The following is a 15788-nucleotide window of genomic DNA, read 5'->3' on the forward strand; positions in this document are numbered from 1 at the left end:
AAGTTTGTAAAGTTCATAAAGTTTGAAAGTTGAAAGTTACAAAGTAGATCCAGAAGATGGAAAAGAAAATAAAGTCTCGATGCACTTGGCCGAAAGATGATGCGCAAATGATTAAGTATCATGATACGGAATGGGGAGTGCCACAGCATGATGATAAAATATTGTTCGAATACATCGTACTCGACACGTTCCAGGCCGGGCTGTCATGGCAAATAATTTTGCGAAAGCGCGCGGGATTTAAAAAGGCGTTCAAAACTTCGACGTTAAGAAAGTGGCGAAGATGACGAGCGCGGATGTAGCGAGGCTTATGAAAGACACTAGCATTATCCGTAATAGGTTAAAAATAGCTGGCACGATTAAAAATGCACAAGCCTTTCTGAATGTCCAAAAAGAGTTCGGCTCATTTGAAAAATATTTGTGGCAATGGGTAAGGAATAAGCCAATAATTCATTCACATAAACAATCAAGTGATATCGGGGCGACCTCTAAAGAATCAGATGCCTTGAGTAAAGACTTGAAAAAGCGCGGTATGACCTTCGTTGGCAGCACTATTATATATGCGTTCATGCAAGGCGCTGGCCTGGTTAATGATCATCTGATATCATGCTTTAGATACAGAGAAATTCAAAAACTAAAATGAAAATAACTAAGTTCGGGCATTCTTGTTTGCTTGTCGAGGAGGAGGGAGTTCGGCTTTTGTTCGACCCGGGGAATTATTCGACCATTCCGGAAAATCTGGCGAACATTGACGCGATAATAATTACGCACGAACATCAGGATCATTACACGCCGGAAATTCTTAAGAAAATTTTAGATACCAATAAAGACGCGCAAGTTATTACGAACTCCGGTGTCGGCGCGCAGTTAGACAAAGCCGGCATTGCCTACCAGATTATAGAAGATGGGCAGGGGATTAAGATCGGCACAGTGGAGATTGAGGGCACTGGCACGCAACACGCGCTTATCTATCCGACGCTTCCGCGCACGGCTAACACGGGTTATCTTGTCGCCGGCAAATTTTTTCATCCTGGTGATTCGTTCGAGACTATTCCTGCTCGGCAGGTCGAAATTCTCGCCTTGCCGGTTATTGCGCCATGGTGCAGGGTAGCCGAGGCTGTTGACTTCGCCAAGGCCATAAAACCCAAATACGCCTTCGCAATTCACGATGCGAACTTAAAATGGCCCGGTATGGCACATGGACTCTCACAGCAGATTCTCCCGAAAGAAGGTATTGATTTCCGGATTCTCGAAGACGGCAAAGAATACGAATTTTAAAAACTAATCTATGCGTATCTACATTTCACACGCGACCGACAAAAATTATGATTTTCGCGAATTTCTTTACGAACCTTTGCAGGCGTCGCCTTTGGCGAAAGAGCATATATTTATCTTCCCACATGAACGGGACTATGGCAGTGAGCCCCACAACATGAAAGACGAGATAATAAGATCAAGCTTCGTCTTGGCAGAAGTCTCGTATCCTTCAACGGGTTCAGGAATAGAGCTTGGCTGGGCGAGCGAACACGGCAAGCAAATATTCTGTTTGTATCAATACGGCCGTGACTATTCCCGCAGTTTACTCGTCCTGACCAAGCATATCGACCACTACTCCGGCGCGACTGAGTTGGTCCAGAAAATAACGGATTTTATCAAAGATAATCCGCAGTTGCGATAAGCGGTATTGACAACGAATAATGGTACGTTTATACTATGTTTATACATGAGTAATCAAGATTATGACTACGAAATTACGCGAATGGGGAAATAGTTATGCGTTGGGCTTGCCAAAAGCCGCTCTTGGAAAGTTGAACCTTAAGCCTGGCGACGAACTTACACTAGAGATTAGGAACGGAGCTTATGTATATAAACCAGTCAAAAAAGGTCCGAGAATTCCGACCCTCGACGAGATGATTGCCAGCATTCCAGAAGGTGGCATCAAAAACGAGTGGGAAGATGTTATTGACGTCGGACGTGAAATTGTCGAATGGAATGAAAAGATATTACCCAAAAAGAGGCGACGTCGTTTGGGTTAGTCTCGACCCTGCGCTCGGACATGAACAAAATGGGAGACGGCCCGTCGTTGTTTTGTCGCCAGAAGAGTACAACTGCCGCACGGGGATTTTTGTCTGTTGTCCAATATCAACCAAAGTTAAAGGATATCAGTTCGAAGTTGCAATATCATCAAATGGTATTGTTGGTGTAGTGCAAGCTGACCAAATCAGAACGCTTGACTGGATAACTCGCCAAATTAAATACCACGGTGTCATCAATTCAGAAACGCTTTTACAAGTTCAAGCGAGAATTGTCGCACTTATAACAAAGTAACTGCATGCGGGCGAAGAAAATTTCACTCACACACGCTAAACCGGAGAAGCTTTTTTACTTCGTCGCTAATGTGGTTATTTACAGGGCAAAAGATAGAAGATGTCTGATATTAAAGCGCGATGAACGGGAAAAGGTTCATCCGGGCAAGTGGGCGGTGCCGGGAGGGAAGCTGGAATGGAAGGATCTGCCAGTGAAGCATCCGACCCGTGTGAACGGCGACGTACTAGATTATGAAAACAAAGTCGAAGATTTGCTCGCGCGCGAAGCGCTCGAGGAGGCCAATGTAAAAATAAAAGGCCCGCTTAAATATATAAACAGCGTCGCGTTTATTAGGCCGGACGAGACACCGGTTATACTGGTGAAGTTTGCGGCGCAGTATTTAAGTGGTAATGTTGTACCAGAGAAAGGCGGCTTCACCGACCTCGCTTGGGTTAATGCGAAAGAGGTTAAAGAGTATCGTTGCATAAAGGGAGTTGACAAAGAAGTTAAACAAACAATAAAATTATTCAGCTAATTTAATTTTTTAAAATGATATTTATCATTGCCATCGCCACGTCTATCTTCACTCTCCTCGGCGGACTTTTTGCTTTGAAGTACAGCGACAAGTTGCATCTTATTCTCGGCTTCAGTGCCGGGGCGGTGCTCGGTGTGGCCTTCTTCGACCTTATGCCGGAGGCCATGGCGCTCATTGGAGGAACAGAAGATCATCTCACTGTAACGACTGTCTTGGCTTTCGGCTTCGGGCTATTTATGATACTGGACCGTACTATCTCCGGTTTGAGTCATAATGGTGAAGAAGCAGTCAATGAGACGCATCATCACGATGGCAAACTTGGCGCTTTAGCACTTATTACACACAGCTTTCTTGATGGGCTTGGTATCGGCCTGGCCTTTCAGGTCTCCGTTGCGGTCGGCGCCGTTGTTGCGGTGGCAGTACTCGTACACGACTTCTCCGATGGTATCAATACGGTTAATATGATACTCAAGGGCACAAGAGAAAAAGTTCGCGCTCTAAAGTGGCTTGCGGCCGATGCAGTAGCGCCCTTACTGGGCGTATTGGTAGGCTCGCAGTTTATACTTACTGACAACCAACTCGGCATGGTGCTCGCCTTGTTTGCTGGCTTCTTCTTCTATATAGGAGCCTCCGATTTGCTCCCCGAGAGCCACCATAGGCATCCCAAGCCTTGGACGACGATCTCGACCGTCCTCGGTATGCTCATTATCTATTTTGCTATCACCCTTGCAATGAAGGGGTAGGCGGGGTCTAATTAATAAAACCCTTCAGTTTTGGCCTGAAATAAGGTATAATCGCGCCAAATGCCCGAAATATCCCTAAAGGCCGAAGAACTGTTCCATATAGGCAGTTTGCCGATAACTAACACGTATCTGGTCTCATTTTTAGCTCTTTTTGGGTTGGTTGTCGTTGGCATGATACTGAACGAGAAGATTAAGCTTTCTGTCGGCTGGTTGCAAAATATCGTCGAGGTTGTTCTCGAAGCTTTGCTCGAACTCATGGAGTCGGTGCTTGGCTCGCGCGAAGCGGCAGAGAAATATTTGCCGCTTATTGCGACTATCTTTCTCTTTGTCATTACTTCGAACTGGCTCGGACTATTGCCAGGGATGGGCTCGATACTTTTTCATACAGAAGAAGGTATCGTCCCCCTCTTGCGTTCACCGGCAAGCGATTTGAACTTTACACTTGCGATCGCAATATCATCCGTTGTGGCGGCGAACCTGCTCGGTATGATTAAACTCGGATTCTTCGGGCATCTTGGTAAATTCTTCAACTTCAGCGACCCAATCAATTTCTTCGTCGGTATTCTCGAGCTGGTCTCAGAATTCGCAAAAGTTGTTTCGTTCTCATTCCGTCTCTTTGGCAATGTCTTCGCCGGGGAGGTGCTCCTTACCATCGTTGCTTTTCTTGTCGGCTATATTGTCCCATTGCCGTTCATGTTTCTTGAGATATTTGTCGGATTTATCCAGGCTTTCGTCTTCGCTATGCTTACCCTGGTCTTCCTCGGGTTGCATACCACCTCTCACGATGCTCACGCAGAAGCCGGAGCACACAGCCAAGGTTCAACCTTAAGCACCCAAAAGGTTGAACCTTAAGAATTCAATTGTCGAATTAATTAATAATTAGTAATTAGTAAAACAACATGGATATAGAATCAGTAAGACTTTGGGCGACTTGTGCGGCAATCGCCTTCGGTACAATCGTGCCGGCAATCGCAATCGGTATGATCGGATCTAAGGGTGCAGAGGCTATCGGGCGCAACCCGGAGGCGGCATCCAAGATCCAGACAGCAATGATTTTGGCTATTGCGTTCGCAGAAGCTATTGCAATTTACGCGCTCGTTGTTGCGTTGATTATCAAATTCGTTAAGTAAGGGCGCCAAGGAGAGACCTCCCTCTGGAGGACTCACCTTAGCGGCTAAATTATGGAAGATTTCGTCTTAAAATTCGGGGTGGATTGGAAGCTCTTGCTCTCGCAAGTGGTGAACTTCTTGATCCTGCTTGTGATACTCCGCTTGGTCGCGTACAAGCCGATAATCGAGATTCTGAAGAAGCGTAAGGCGCATATTGATGAAGGTCTCGCCAATGCCGATGCGGCCGATAAACGCTTGAGTGAGATAGAGATACTTAAGCGCGGCCAGATGGCTAAGGCCGAAGCCGAGGCGCAAGCTCTAATGAAGGCGACCGAGGATAGAGCTAAGGATCGCGAGGCAGAACTTATGACGGCAGCGAATAAGAAAGTCGAAACCGCTCTTGCTGAAGCAAAGAAGCTTATATTGGCCAAGCGAGCAGAGTCAGAAGCGGAGATCGGCAAAGAAGCGGTGGCAATGGTCAAAGAAGCCTTGCTCAAAACAGTCGCACTGGACCCAAGTGCCGTGCACGAGGCTCTGGTTAAAGAAGCACTGGCCAAGGTTTCAGAAGGCGAAACCTTCTAGATGCCCAAGGTTTCGCCTTCTGAAACTAAACATTATGAAATTCACCCCTCAACAATTCGCCAACGCATTCGTCGAAGCAATCCAAGAAGCTCGGCTTCTCAAAACAGAGCCCGGAAGCCGAGCTTCTGAAGCAGAAATCATTGCCCGAGCGGCAGATATTCTTAAGAAAGCGGGTAAAGAAAATAAACTTCCGCAAATCATTCTCGCTATCGAATCGGCTTGGGCCAAGAAGACCGGCGCCAGAAAGTTTACACTTCGTTCGACTTTACCGCTTAAAGATAATGCGATAAAAAGTTTGACCAAAGCGCTACAGCTCACAGACCGAGATTCTGTAGAGACGCATCTTGATCCGCACCTTGTCGCCGGCGTGATCGTTTCTGAAAATGAAAGTCGCGTCCTAGATTTATCGTTCCGTTCCCGCGTTAATAAATTATTCGCTACTGCATGAATTACTTTTTAAAATCCCTTAGCCCCATTCCGCCAACTTCTTGGAACTTGCAAACAGATGGCGGAACGGCACGCCCCCGCCTAGGATTTTAAAAAGTAATTCATTCCATATTATGTCATACGAAATCGTAGAAAAATTAAAGAAAGAGATTGCAGGGTTCAAGGCCGACCCCCGCTGGGAGGAGATTGGCGAGGTGATAGAGGTGGGGGATGGTATCGTGAAGATAAAAGGGCTGAAGAAGATCGGCAGTCAGGAGACGCTCGAGGTGACGACCGCAACCGGCGTCGTATCAGCCTTAGCACTTAACCTGGAAGAAGATTCTGTCGGCGCACTTGTTCTCGGTGATTACACAATGGTGAAGGTGGGCGACACTGTCCGCGGTACCGGGGCGACTATTCGTATCGGTGTTGGTGATGAACTCATCGGCCGAGTCGTAGACCCGCTTGGCAATGCCGTTGACGGCAAAGGCGCTTTATTTGCGAAAAAAGATTTTAACACTTACCCCTTGGAAGCGGCGGCACCATCGGTGCTTGATCGCGAAATGGTCAAGGTCCCGCTCCATACCGGCCTCAAATCTATCGACGCTATGATCCCGATCGGCCGCGGCCAGCGCGAGCTTATAATCGGTGATCGCGGTGTGGGTAAGACGGCGATTGCTTTAGACGCGATAATCAACCAGCAATTTGATACGGGTCGCAAACGACCAATTTGTATTTATGTCGCAATTGGCCAGAAAGAGGCAAAGGTGGCCAAGCTGATGGAAACTTTAAAGACTCAAGGTGCCGATAAGTACACTATAATAGTATCGGCACCGGCATCGAGCCCGGCCGCCCAGTGGTACTTGGCTCCTTATGCCGGCTGTGCTATCGGAGAATATTTCCGCGATCGAGGTGATGACGCGCTCGTTATTTACGACGACCTTTCGAAACATGCTTGGGCGTATCGCCAGGTATCACTCTTGCTTCGTCGTCCGCCCGGCCGCGAAGCTTACCCGGGTGATATTTTCTATTTGCATTCACGCCTGCTTGAGCGAGCCGCTAAACTCTCGAAAGAAAAAGGCGGAGGCTCGCTCACTGCACTGCCGATTGTGGAAACCCAGCTCGGCGACATTACCGCCTACGTGCCAACGAACATCATCTCCATCACCGATGGGCAGATATTCCTCGAGTCAGGCTTGTTCAACAAAGGCGAGCGCCCGGCTATTAACGTCGGCCTCTCGGTGTCACGCGTGGGTTCTGCCGCACAGACCAAAGCGATGAAGAAAGTTGCCGGCAAGCTCCGCCTCCAACTCGCCCAGTTCCGCGAGCTCCAAGCGTTCGTGCAGTTTGCATCCGACGTCGACGCCGCCACTAAAGCCCGCATCCAGCAAGGCCAGCTCATTACCGAAGTATTAAAGCAGGATGATCAGAATCCGCGCCCATTCGAGGAGCAGGTGGTAGTCTTTTATGCTGTCCTCGGCGGGCATTTTAACGATTACAAAGTCGAAGAAGTGCGCGATGTTGAGACAAGATACTTAACTTATCTAAAAGAGCTGCATGAGAAAGATATCTTAGAACCAATGCGCACAAGTGGCGAACTATCCGAATCTGTCGAAGCTAAGTTGAAGGAAGCCCTCGAACACTTTAAGCTGCAGGTGAAATAAAAAATATGTCAGACCCAGTAATTGACCCAGAACAGGAAAAACTCGATCGAGAGAAAGAAGTTGAAGCTCAAATCGAAAGTGAGCTAGATAAATATTATCCTAGCTGGCGGAGTAGTGAAGAAAGAAAGAATTTAGATATCACAAGCTTCATGAATAATTTCTGGGCATATTTTCCTGGAAAAGAAAAGCAAACTTATAAGTCTAGTCATCATGATCAGCTTAAAGACTGGGATATCCCTAATCGCCAGCCTATCGAAGGTATTAAAAACGAATCGAGACGGCAAGAGGAATTAACTTCACACTCTCAAAAGTGGCTCGATCAGACCTCACGACAATTTCAAGAGGAATTATTAAAATCAGCAGAAGAAGTCGGTATCTCGCAAGAAGAGATTGAGGGATTGATTGACGCGCATGTTATGTCTCTAACGAGCGAACTGGGCAAAGAGTCGGGATTTGGAAAGAAATTAGATCCTGCCACAGTCGTCAAATATTTTTTCCCAATTTACAAAAAGATGCGAGTAAAGGGCTACGTTCACGATTCAGAACTAAGAAGATAATTATATGGAATCCCTCCAAGCAACAAAGCGCAGAATAAAAGGCACGAATAACATTCGCCAGATAACGAAGGCGATGGAACTCGTGGCTGCTACTCGAATGAGAAAAAGTCAAGAAGTGGCTTTGAATTCTCGCCCATACAGCTTCACTGCGCTCGACTTGCTCGCAAACATTGTGAGTATGCCGAACGTAATTTTGCCGCCATTGCTCACACAACGAGAAGTAAAGCACACGCTTGTCGTCGTCGTCGCTTCTGACAAAGGCTTGGCCGGATCATTTAACAGCTCAGTATTCCGCGAGCTCGATAAGTTTCTGGAAGAGAAGGATCTCGCGCCGGCCTCATTCATTGCCGTCGGTATCAAATCGGCAAAATATCTTGAGCGCAAGGGTATCACGCCAATTCAGACTTTTATAAAAGTAGGGGATATGACAGAGTTGGATGAGGTTACACCGCTGGCTACTTTAGTGACTGACGGTTATTTAAGCGAGAAGTGGGACAAAGTCACGGTATTTTCTACACATTTTAGAACGGCACTGCGACAAGAAGTTTTACAACGTGATATTCTGCCGGTCGACACGACGACGTTAAAGAATACAGTTCGCGAAATTGTCCCAGAGCACGGGCGATTTGCAAATTTACGCAAAGAACTCGAATCTTTTATGTTGCCAGCCAAGGTCTCTCCTCAAGGAGCGGAGCGGGGAGAGGTGAGTCCTTGGCTGTCTACCGAATATATTATAGAACCCTCACCGACAGAATTACTTACCGCACTTGTTCCGCACCTAGTACTGATGCAATTTTACTTCCTCGTGCTCGAGGCCAACGCTTCCGAGCATGCCGCAAGGCGAATGGCGATGGAGTCCGCCTCGAGCAATGCCGAAGACTTGGTCAATTCATTAACCCAATCATTTAACAAATCCCGCCAAGCAGCAATTACCAGAGAAATTATCGAAGTAACATCTAACATTTAAACATATGAAAAACACAGGAACAGTTGCACAAGTGGTCGGGCCGGTCGTCGATGTTACTTTCGATGAGGGTGTATCTCTGCCGCCGATTTATGGCGAGATGCGAGTTAAATTGGGAGAAGGGGAGCTCACACTTGAAGTCATGAAGCACGTCGAGCCGGGCAAGGTGCGCGCCATCTCGATGCAATCGACCGATGGCCTCACGCGCGGGGCCGAGGTGACGGACATGGGCCACCAGATTGAGGTACCGGTCGGCGAGGGTGTGCTCGGCAATATCTTTAATGTCATTGGTACGCCGCTGACGAAGACAGACAATAAGTTCGAAAAGCGCTGGCCTATTCACCGCTCGGCTCCGCCACTGACAGAACAGTCGACCAAGACCGAGATTTTCGTTACAGGCATCAAGGCCATTGACCTCATCGCGCCGTTCGTGAAGGGTGGTAAAGTCGGACTCTTCGGCGGTGCGGGTGTGGGCAAGACGGTGCTCCTCCAAGAGCTGATGCGCAACGTGGCCGAAGTTCATGGCGGCTCGTCGGTTTTCGGCGGCGTCGGCGAACGCACACGTGAAGGTAACGACTTATATGTAGAGATGAAGGATTCCGGCGTTATCGGCAAGACGGCAATGGTCTTTGGCCAGATGAATGAGGTGCCGGGCGCTCGCGCGCGCGTAGCACTGACTGCCTTAACCATGGCGGAATACTTCCGCGACGAGCAGGGTAAGGACGTGCTCTTTTTCTTGGACAACATCTTCAGATTCTCACAAGCGGGCTCCGAAGTTTCGACTCTCCTAGGCCGTTTACCATCAGCTGTGGGTTATCAGCCGACATTGGCATCAGAAATGGCAGAGCTACAAGAGCGCATTACGACGACCAAGAAAGGTTCGATTACTTCAGTGCAGGCTATTTATGTGCCGGCAGACGACATCACCGATCCGGCACCGGCGACAGCCTTTGCTCACCTCGATTCTACAATAGTACTTTCTCGTGCGCTGACCGAAATCGGTATCTATCCGGCCATTGACCCATTAGCCTCGACTTCTACGGCGCTCGACCCCAAGATTGTCGGACGCGAACATTATGAAGTGGCTCGCGGTGTGCAGAAGATGCTCCAGCGTTACAATGAGCTCCAAGACATTATTGCTATTCTCGGTATCGAAGAACTCTCTGTCGAAGACCGCACCACCGTCGATCGCGCGCGCAAGGTCCAGCGCTTCCTCTCACAGCCGTTCTTCGTGGCCGAGACATTCACCGGTCGCTCTGGCAAGTTCGTGAAGCTCCCGGACACCGTGCGTTCATTCAAAGAAATCCTCGAAGGCAAGTACGACCACCTGCCGGAAGACGCCTTCTATATGAAGGGTTCGATAGAGGAGGTAGCGGACGCTGGTAGGAGTTAGGAGATAGGAGTTGGGAGTTAGAAATACAAAATATGAAACTCGGTATATATTCATTAAAAAAGATTTTGTTCCAAGGAGAGGCTAAAGAGCTGAATTGTAAAACTACGTCCGGCGAAATTACCGTGCTAGACCATCACCGCCCGCTCATCACTATGCTCGCCAAAGGCAAGCTGAAGGTGATTGATCATAAAGACAAACAACACGAATTCGAAGTAGTATCAGGCTTCCTCGAAGTCCAGCCTGGGAATTCCGCACGAGTGATTGTGGAAGAATAAAACAAAAAACACCACGCTCGGTGATGTTCTTTGTTGCTGACTGGGTGATGAAGCGCGGGCCCAGTCTCCCGTTAACGATTGAGGTGGTCAGCTCTTCCAGCGATAGATCTTCCTCTGGAAGCCTGGTGGTCCGACGACTTCGATCGCGTCTCCTGATGTGAGACGGTCTTCGGCGATCGGGCCCGAGTAATAGTGCTTCACATCGAACTTCTCCTTCTCCTCGAGCAACCTCTCCTTGTCGTTGGTTGTTACCACGGCGCTCGAGCGGCGAAAGGTTTCGATACGCTCCATCTCTGGCGGAATCGAGAGTTTTGTTATGTCATCACTCTCAATTTCCTGCGGCTTGCCGGGGAAGGCAGAATTCGTCATGCAGAACACGACGAACCACCGCTCGCGCCACGTTATACGTGGTTTCTTTGCTTGTACCACCTTAACCTCCTCATTATAGGCGCTTGTTCGAACGACGAGCGCGACAAAATCAATATGTATACTATGTTTTATTGAGAATAAGTCAACCGGTGTTTACAAATCGTTGCCGGTGTACGAGAGATTGAAGGACTTGTTGATGAGGGGGAAGTCGGGGACCATGTTGCCTCGGCCGGCGTAGCCTACGGCTGTCCAGTTCAAGAATGACGGGTCACGAACGTCGACACGGGTAATGTGGCCGGCGGAATCGGTGGCAACGAAGTGTACCAAGTCACCGCGCCAACCTTCTACAATGCTGACAACGTAAGAATTCGGCTTGAAAATAATTTCAGAAAGTTTCTTGTGGGGGAGAGCGGTGATGGTGCTGGAACTTCCAATAACTATCTTGGGCATTTTTTCTATGGCTTCGCGAATGATGGTGATGCTGTTGCGCACCTCCTGCACTCTTATCGAATAGCGCGCCAACACATCGCAGGTATTAGCCTTGGCCACAGTCATCTGTAGGTACGGGTAAGCCGCGTAGGGGAAGTCGCGGCGTGTGTCGCGGTCTATACCGCAAGCGCGCCCGGCGATACCGGTGACGCCATGATCTTTTGCAATTGTCCGGTCAAGAATGCCCGTACCTTCTAAACGGTTCAAGACCGAGCTACTGTTGCCGGCTACGCCTATGACTTCATTAAAGTCCTTTTCAAAACCAGTTAAGAATGTTTTGAGCTCGGCGAGCAATGAATCTGCAACGTCTTTTTGTATTCCTCCTATGGTATTTACACCGCGAAGGAATCTGCTACCAGAGAGCTTCTCGTTCCAGCGCATGATACTCTCGCGAAGTCTTGCGCCATGCATCCCGCCGAAGCTGAAGCCGGTGTCCATGAGGATCATCCCGATATCGCCAGAGTGGCAGGCAATACGCTCGAGCTCGCTAAAGATAGTGCGCAGGTAGCGCGTACGCTCCGAGACATGGGTATCGGAGAGCTTCTCCAGTGCGCGGATAAAGGCATGCGAATGACTGAATGAAGTATCGCCGGAAATCCTTTCTGATAATTTAATTTTCTCCGCGAGCGGCAAGGTTTCGAATAATTTCTCACTGCCTTTGTGCGAATAGCCGAGTCTGCCTTCGAGGTTCAAGATCTCTTCACCGGCGACATTGAAGCGGAAGTGCCCGGGCTCGATGATGCCGGCGTGGACCGGACCTACGGGAATTTCATAAATGCCTTCGCCTTGGATATGAGTGAATTCATAGTGCCCTGTCGTGCGGTCCGGTCGCGTTGTAACATTAAAATCTTTGCGTAACGGGTGGACGTTTGCCGGCCAATTCTCATGGAGAATCATCGGGCGCGGGTCAGGATGGCCGAGGGCCGTAATGCCGAAGAACGACATGATTTTGCGCTCATAAGCGTTTGCTTCATGAATGGTCGGCGTGAGAGAAGGGAATTCTTTATCGGTCAAAATATACGGCGCGATGAACTCATTCTCGCTGGGGACGCCGAAGATGTACATCACTTTTAACTTGCCGTGTTCTTTGCGCTCGTCAAGCGCGGTGATCAGTTTAAGCGGGAGATTGTGCTCATGATACAAATTGCCGGCTACTGCGATGATATCTGCCGGTGCGACTTCGAACGTGGTGAGATTGCCATATGTGTTCGTAACGAAGCCGGCGGCAAGATATTTTGTTTTGAGTTCTTCAGTCATAATAGTTTTATATAGATGTGTCGACGGCATTAAGTAAAAGTCTTAATGGCAAAGGCAAATACAAAGAAAGGATAATGAGAAGAACCAAGAGAACAAGCGGAGGAATCGTCGTCCAGAGACTGAATTCGCCCGTCGAAGTGCCCTCATCTGTCTTACTGAACGATAAGCTGACGATATGACGCAATAGCCCGACGAAGACCAGTGCGAGTGCGGCAAGTGCGATGGTGACGAGTACCGGATGAGCTGTGATACCGGAAGAGAGAATGTAAAATTCTGTTATAAAGATACCGAAAGGCGGTACGCCGGCAATAGCCAAGAAGCCGATGATTAGCATAACGCCCGTAATCGGAAGCGCGGTCAGAACACCCTTTACCTTTGCTATTTTCGTCGAGCTGTATTTAAGGAAGATATTGCCGGAGGTGAAGAAGAGCATGGATTTGGCAATCGAGTGGTAAACCATATGGAGAATGGCGGCCGGCGCGGCGATACCGCCGAAGCCGAGGCCGAGCGCCATTATGCCAGCGTGCTCGATAGACGAGTAGGCGAAGAGGCGCTTATAATTCTTCTGAACGAGCATGATGAAGGCCGCGATGATTATCGAGAATAGCCCGAAGAAAATAAGCAGATTTTGCGAGAATGCGACGCCGAGTGCTGTGTCGGTAACCACCTTAAACCTTATGATAGCGAGCAAGGCGACGTTCAAGAGCGAGCCGGAAAATAGCGCGGTGACTGGTGTTGGAGTCTTGGTGTAAGCATCCGGCTTCCAGGTGTGCATTGGGGCGAAGCCGACCTTGGTGCCGAAGCCAACAAGAATGAAGATGAAGGCGATCTTGGCGATGAGAGGCTCCAAGTTGCCGGCGTTCGCGAGGAGCGTTTGCCAATCGAGGAATCCTACGTTGCTCGTATGCGAGACGGCGGTCAAGAATAAAAGAGTGCCGAAGAAGGAGATGAGAAGGCCGACCGAGTTAATCAAGAGATACTTCCATGCGGCCTCGATAGTCGACTGTTTATTATAGAAGGAGACGAGGAAGGCGGTCGATAGTGTCGTCGCCTCGATTGCGATCCACATGAGTATCGGGCTTACTGTCGTGATGGCGAAGAACATGGCGAGCAAGAATAGATTGACGAGAATGTAATATTCCTGCACACGGGTCTTTATTATCCCTTTCTCCACCTCTGCGCGGATATAGCCGACGGAGTAGCAAGCGGCGGCGGCACCAATAAGAGCGACAGTAAAGAGAACAATGAGTCCGAGCGCATCGACAGAGAAGAAGGGAAGGTAACTGTATCTGCCCGCGGCCAATACTTCCTTTGCGATGAGTGCCCAAATGATAAAGCCAAGGACAGCGCTTGTGACGGTTATCGCCTCGAGCGCGCGCGGTTTATTGGTCGCACACGAGCTAAGTGCGGCGATGAGCGGGATCAGGATAAGTAAAATTAAAAGCATATTTGTTTTTTGTCGGGGAGGTTCAACCTTTTAGATGCTCAAGGTTGAACCTCCCCGACTTATTTTATTCTGTAAGATGAGTCATTTCGCTCACGTCGAGCGAACCGTATTCTCTGTAGATCATAGAGGCGAAGACGGTGGCGACGAGTATCCAAATAAGGAGGTCGAACATGATGCCGAGCTGGAGGCTCGGGCTCTGTTCCAACCCGGCAAAGAGTGCGAACGAGACTATGGCATTCTCGGCCGAAAGGATGCCAATCATCTGCGACAAAGCTCCTCTACGATTGACGATAAGCAAGAACGAACAGAATATTGCCGAGACTGCGATAATAAGCAAGGTGGTATCGACAGACGTGAACAAAGTAAGCGGCTGGCGCAAGAACGATTCGGTGAAGGCAACAAGCGCGGCAATACAAAAGAGAGTGAGGGGAGTATTGAGGTATGTTGTCGCAGAGAATACCAATTGATGGCGTTTAATTAGATTAAAGAAGAATGTCGGCGCAATGAAAAGTTTAATAACAATTGTTGATATCAAGGCAAGTGCCAAAAGAAGAGACAGCTCCGTGATAGATGACATTATAAGGAGGAACACCACTACTGCCGACTGCAAGACATAGAGCCAGACTACGGTCGAGTTCTTCTTCACCAAATGCATGAGGACTATAGAGACAAAGACTATCGCAATGGCGGTAAACACAAATTGGGGAGAGAGTAGATCCATGTTTAGATTATAAGCGCAATCGCGATGATGTTGATAATGAATGAGGTGAACAAGAGGTCAGGCAGGCGGAAGATACGGTACTTCGCCATTGTCGATTCGATAAAGGCGATACCGAAGCAGAAGGCGAGAACCTTAAGGATAAAGATTACTAGGGCCGGTATTACAGAAAAGAGCGAGAGCGATGCGCTGATGCCCATCGGGAAGAAGAGGTTGGCACCAAGCGCGATGAAGATCAGATATTTGCCCCAGGCCGCCCACTCGATCAAGGCCAGGCGCTTGCCGGAGTATTCCAGTATCATCGCCTCGTGGATCATAGTGAGTTCCAGGTGAGTCGCAGGATTGTCGAAGGGGAAGCGCTTGGTCTCGGCCAAGAGCGAAATAATAAAGCTCATGAAGGCGAGAAGGAGCGGGGTCGAATGTAAGAACGGCAGTGCCGCTATGCGCGCCGAGATGCCGAAAAGGTTGGAGGTGCCGGCGATGAGAGCGAGCGAAAGTAACGAGAGGATGAGCCCGCCCTCCGTGAGTGATGCCACCATCATCTCGCGAGAAGAGCCGAAGCCGCCGAAGCCGGCGCCCGTGTCGATACCGGCCAAGGCCAAGAAGAACGTTGCCAAGGCAAGCAGATAAATAATAAGCAAGAAGTCGCTCGTCAGTATATTGGGGAAGGCGCTTGAGACGAGCGGGATGCCGGCGCCGATAACTATCATTACCGCAAATATAATATAAGGCGCCACTAGGAATATCCACGAGGCATCGTGGCTCACAACTTCGTCTTTATGAAAGAGTTTCCACAGATCACGATAGGGCTGGAAGATAGAAGCACCTTCACGATTCTGGAAGAGGGCCTTAAATTTGCGAGTCATGCCGATGACGAACGGTGCCATGACCGGTATGAGCAGGAGTTGCAGTATCCAAAAAATCAAGATATTTATATTGAAAGATAAAGTCATGAT

Annotated in this window: 20 protein-coding genes and 1 pseudogene; 16 read left to right on the forward strand and 5 right to left on the reverse strand. The window is 48.8% G+C overall.

Annotation, left to right across the window (positions count from 1 at the left end):
• The first annotated feature begins 56 nt into the window (after positions 1-56).
• The 16 genes and pseudogenes from WC764_02820 (at position 57) to WC764_02895 (ending at position 10552) form a co-directional block, all read left to right on the forward strand.
• A pseudogene (locus WC764_02820) lies at positions 57-640 on the forward strand (DNA-3-methyladenine glycosylase I).
• On the forward strand, positions 637-1275 hold the full coding sequence (locus WC764_02825; protein ID MFA6006631.1) for an MBL fold metallo-hydrolase: 639 nt from the start codon (positions 637-639) through the stop codon (positions 1273-1275). Before WC764_02820 ends, WC764_02825 begins: the two are co-directional and overlap by 4 nt.
• A 10-nt stretch (positions 1276-1285) precedes the next feature.
• Positions 1286-1675 carry a hypothetical protein gene (locus tag WC764_02830; protein ID MFA6006632.1) on the forward strand — a complete coding sequence of 130 codons (390 nt, stop codon included), beginning with the start codon at positions 1286-1288 and terminating at the stop codon, positions 1673-1675.
• A gap of 61 nt (positions 1676-1736) precedes the next feature.
• Positions 1737-2033 (forward strand): AbrB/MazE/SpoVT family DNA-binding domain-containing protein, encoded by a 297-nt coding sequence (locus tag WC764_02835; GenBank protein MFA6006633.1) that lies wholly within the window; start codon positions 1737-1739, stop codon positions 2031-2033.
• Positions 1990-2325 (forward strand): endoribonuclease MazF, encoded by a 336-nt coding sequence (mazF, locus tag WC764_02840; GenBank protein MFA6006634.1) that lies wholly within the window; start codon positions 1990-1992, stop codon positions 2323-2325. The genes WC764_02835 and mazF overlap by 44 nt, the downstream gene beginning before the upstream one ends.
• 4 nt (positions 2326-2329) lie before the next feature.
• Positions 2330-2839, forward strand: coding sequence for an NUDIX hydrolase (locus tag WC764_02845; protein ID MFA6006635.1), 510 nt, complete (start codon positions 2330-2332; stop codon positions 2837-2839).
• Between the two features lie 14 nt (positions 2840-2853).
• A complete protein-coding gene (locus tag WC764_02850; GenBank protein MFA6006636.1) occupies positions 2854-3582 on the forward strand; it encodes a ZIP family metal transporter in 729 nt (242 codons plus the stop codon).
• A gap of 60 nt (positions 3583-3642) precedes the next feature.
• Positions 3643-4434: a F0F1 ATP synthase subunit A gene (atpB, locus tag WC764_02855; protein ID MFA6006637.1), complete on the forward strand. Its 792-nt coding sequence runs from the start codon at positions 3643-3645 to the stop codon at positions 4432-4434.
• 47 nt (positions 4435-4481) lie between these two features.
• Positions 4482-4712, forward strand: coding sequence for an ATP synthase F0 subunit C (gene atpE, locus WC764_02860; GenBank protein ID MFA6006638.1), 231 nt, complete (start codon positions 4482-4484; stop codon positions 4710-4712).
• Positions 4713-4763: 51 nt separating this feature from the next.
• A complete protein-coding gene (locus WC764_02865; GenBank protein MFA6006639.1) occupies positions 4764-5273 on the forward strand; it encodes a hypothetical protein in 510 nt (169 codons plus the stop codon).
• 34 nt (positions 5274-5307) lie between these two features.
• Entirely contained in the window at positions 5308-5721 is a 414-nt protein-coding gene (locus tag WC764_02870; GenBank protein ID MFA6006640.1) for a F0F1 ATP synthase subunit delta, read from the forward strand.
• Positions 5722-5833: 112 nt separating this feature from the next.
• Positions 5834-7363 (forward strand): F0F1 ATP synthase subunit alpha, encoded by a 1530-nt coding sequence (gene atpA / locus WC764_02875; GenBank protein ID MFA6006641.1) that lies wholly within the window; start codon positions 5834-5836, stop codon positions 7361-7363.
• 5 nt (positions 7364-7368) lie between these two features.
• The gene (locus WC764_02880) at positions 7369-7920 is read left to right on the forward strand and encodes a hypothetical protein (GenBank protein MFA6006642.1); all 552 of its coding nucleotides are present in this window, start codon (positions 7369-7371) and stop codon (positions 7918-7920) included.
• Positions 7921-7924: 4 nt separating this feature from the next.
• On the forward strand, positions 7925-8887 hold the full coding sequence (gene atpG, locus WC764_02885) for an ATP synthase F1 subunit gamma (GenBank protein MFA6006643.1): 963 nt from the start codon (positions 7925-7927) through the stop codon (positions 8885-8887).
• A gap of 4 nt (positions 8888-8891) precedes the next feature.
• The gene (gene atpD, locus WC764_02890; GenBank protein ID MFA6006644.1) at positions 8892-10277 is read left to right on the forward strand and encodes a F0F1 ATP synthase subunit beta; all 1386 of its coding nucleotides are present in this window, start codon (positions 8892-8894) and stop codon (positions 10275-10277) included.
• A gap of 32 nt (positions 10278-10309) precedes the next feature.
• Positions 10310-10552 (forward strand): F0F1 ATP synthase subunit epsilon, encoded by a 243-nt coding sequence (locus WC764_02895; GenBank protein ID MFA6006645.1) that lies wholly within the window; start codon positions 10310-10312, stop codon positions 10550-10552.
• A gap of 87 nt (positions 10553-10639) precedes the next feature.
• Here WC764_02895 and WC764_02900 read toward each other — a convergent pair whose 3' ends face one another.
• The 5 genes from WC764_02900 to WC764_02920 all read right to left on the reverse strand — a co-directional run bounded on the left by WC764_02900 (position 10640) and on the right by WC764_02920 (position 15785).
• A complete protein-coding gene (locus WC764_02900; GenBank protein ID MFA6006646.1) occupies positions 10640-10981 on the reverse strand; it encodes a hypothetical protein in 342 nt (113 codons plus the stop codon).
• Between the two features lie 93 nt (positions 10982-11074).
• The gene (locus tag WC764_02905) at positions 11075-12667 is read right to left on the reverse strand and encodes an NADH-quinone oxidoreductase subunit C (protein MFA6006647.1); all 1593 of its coding nucleotides are present in this window, start codon (positions 12665-12667) and stop codon (positions 11075-11077) included.
• Between the two features lie 7 nt (positions 12668-12674).
• Positions 12675-14114, reverse strand: a complete 1440-nt coding sequence (locus WC764_02910; protein MFA6006648.1) for a proton-conducting transporter membrane subunit — start codon at positions 14112-14114, stop codon at positions 12675-12677.
• Between the two features lie 64 nt (positions 14115-14178).
• Positions 14179-14835: a hypothetical protein gene (locus tag WC764_02915; GenBank protein MFA6006649.1), complete on the reverse strand. Its 657-nt coding sequence runs from the start codon at positions 14833-14835 to the stop codon at positions 14179-14181.
• Between the two features lie 2 nt (positions 14836-14837).
• Positions 14838-15785, reverse strand: a complete 948-nt coding sequence (locus tag WC764_02920; protein ID MFA6006650.1) for an NADH-quinone oxidoreductase subunit H — start codon at positions 15783-15785, stop codon at positions 14838-14840.
• Positions 15786-15788 lie beyond the last annotated feature (3 nt).

This window comes from Candidatus Paceibacterota bacterium (assembly GCA_041660505.1).
In the GTDB taxonomy this organism is placed as follows: domain Bacteria; phylum Patescibacteriota; class Minisyncoccia; order Phycocordibacterales; family JACRKE01; genus JBAZWG01.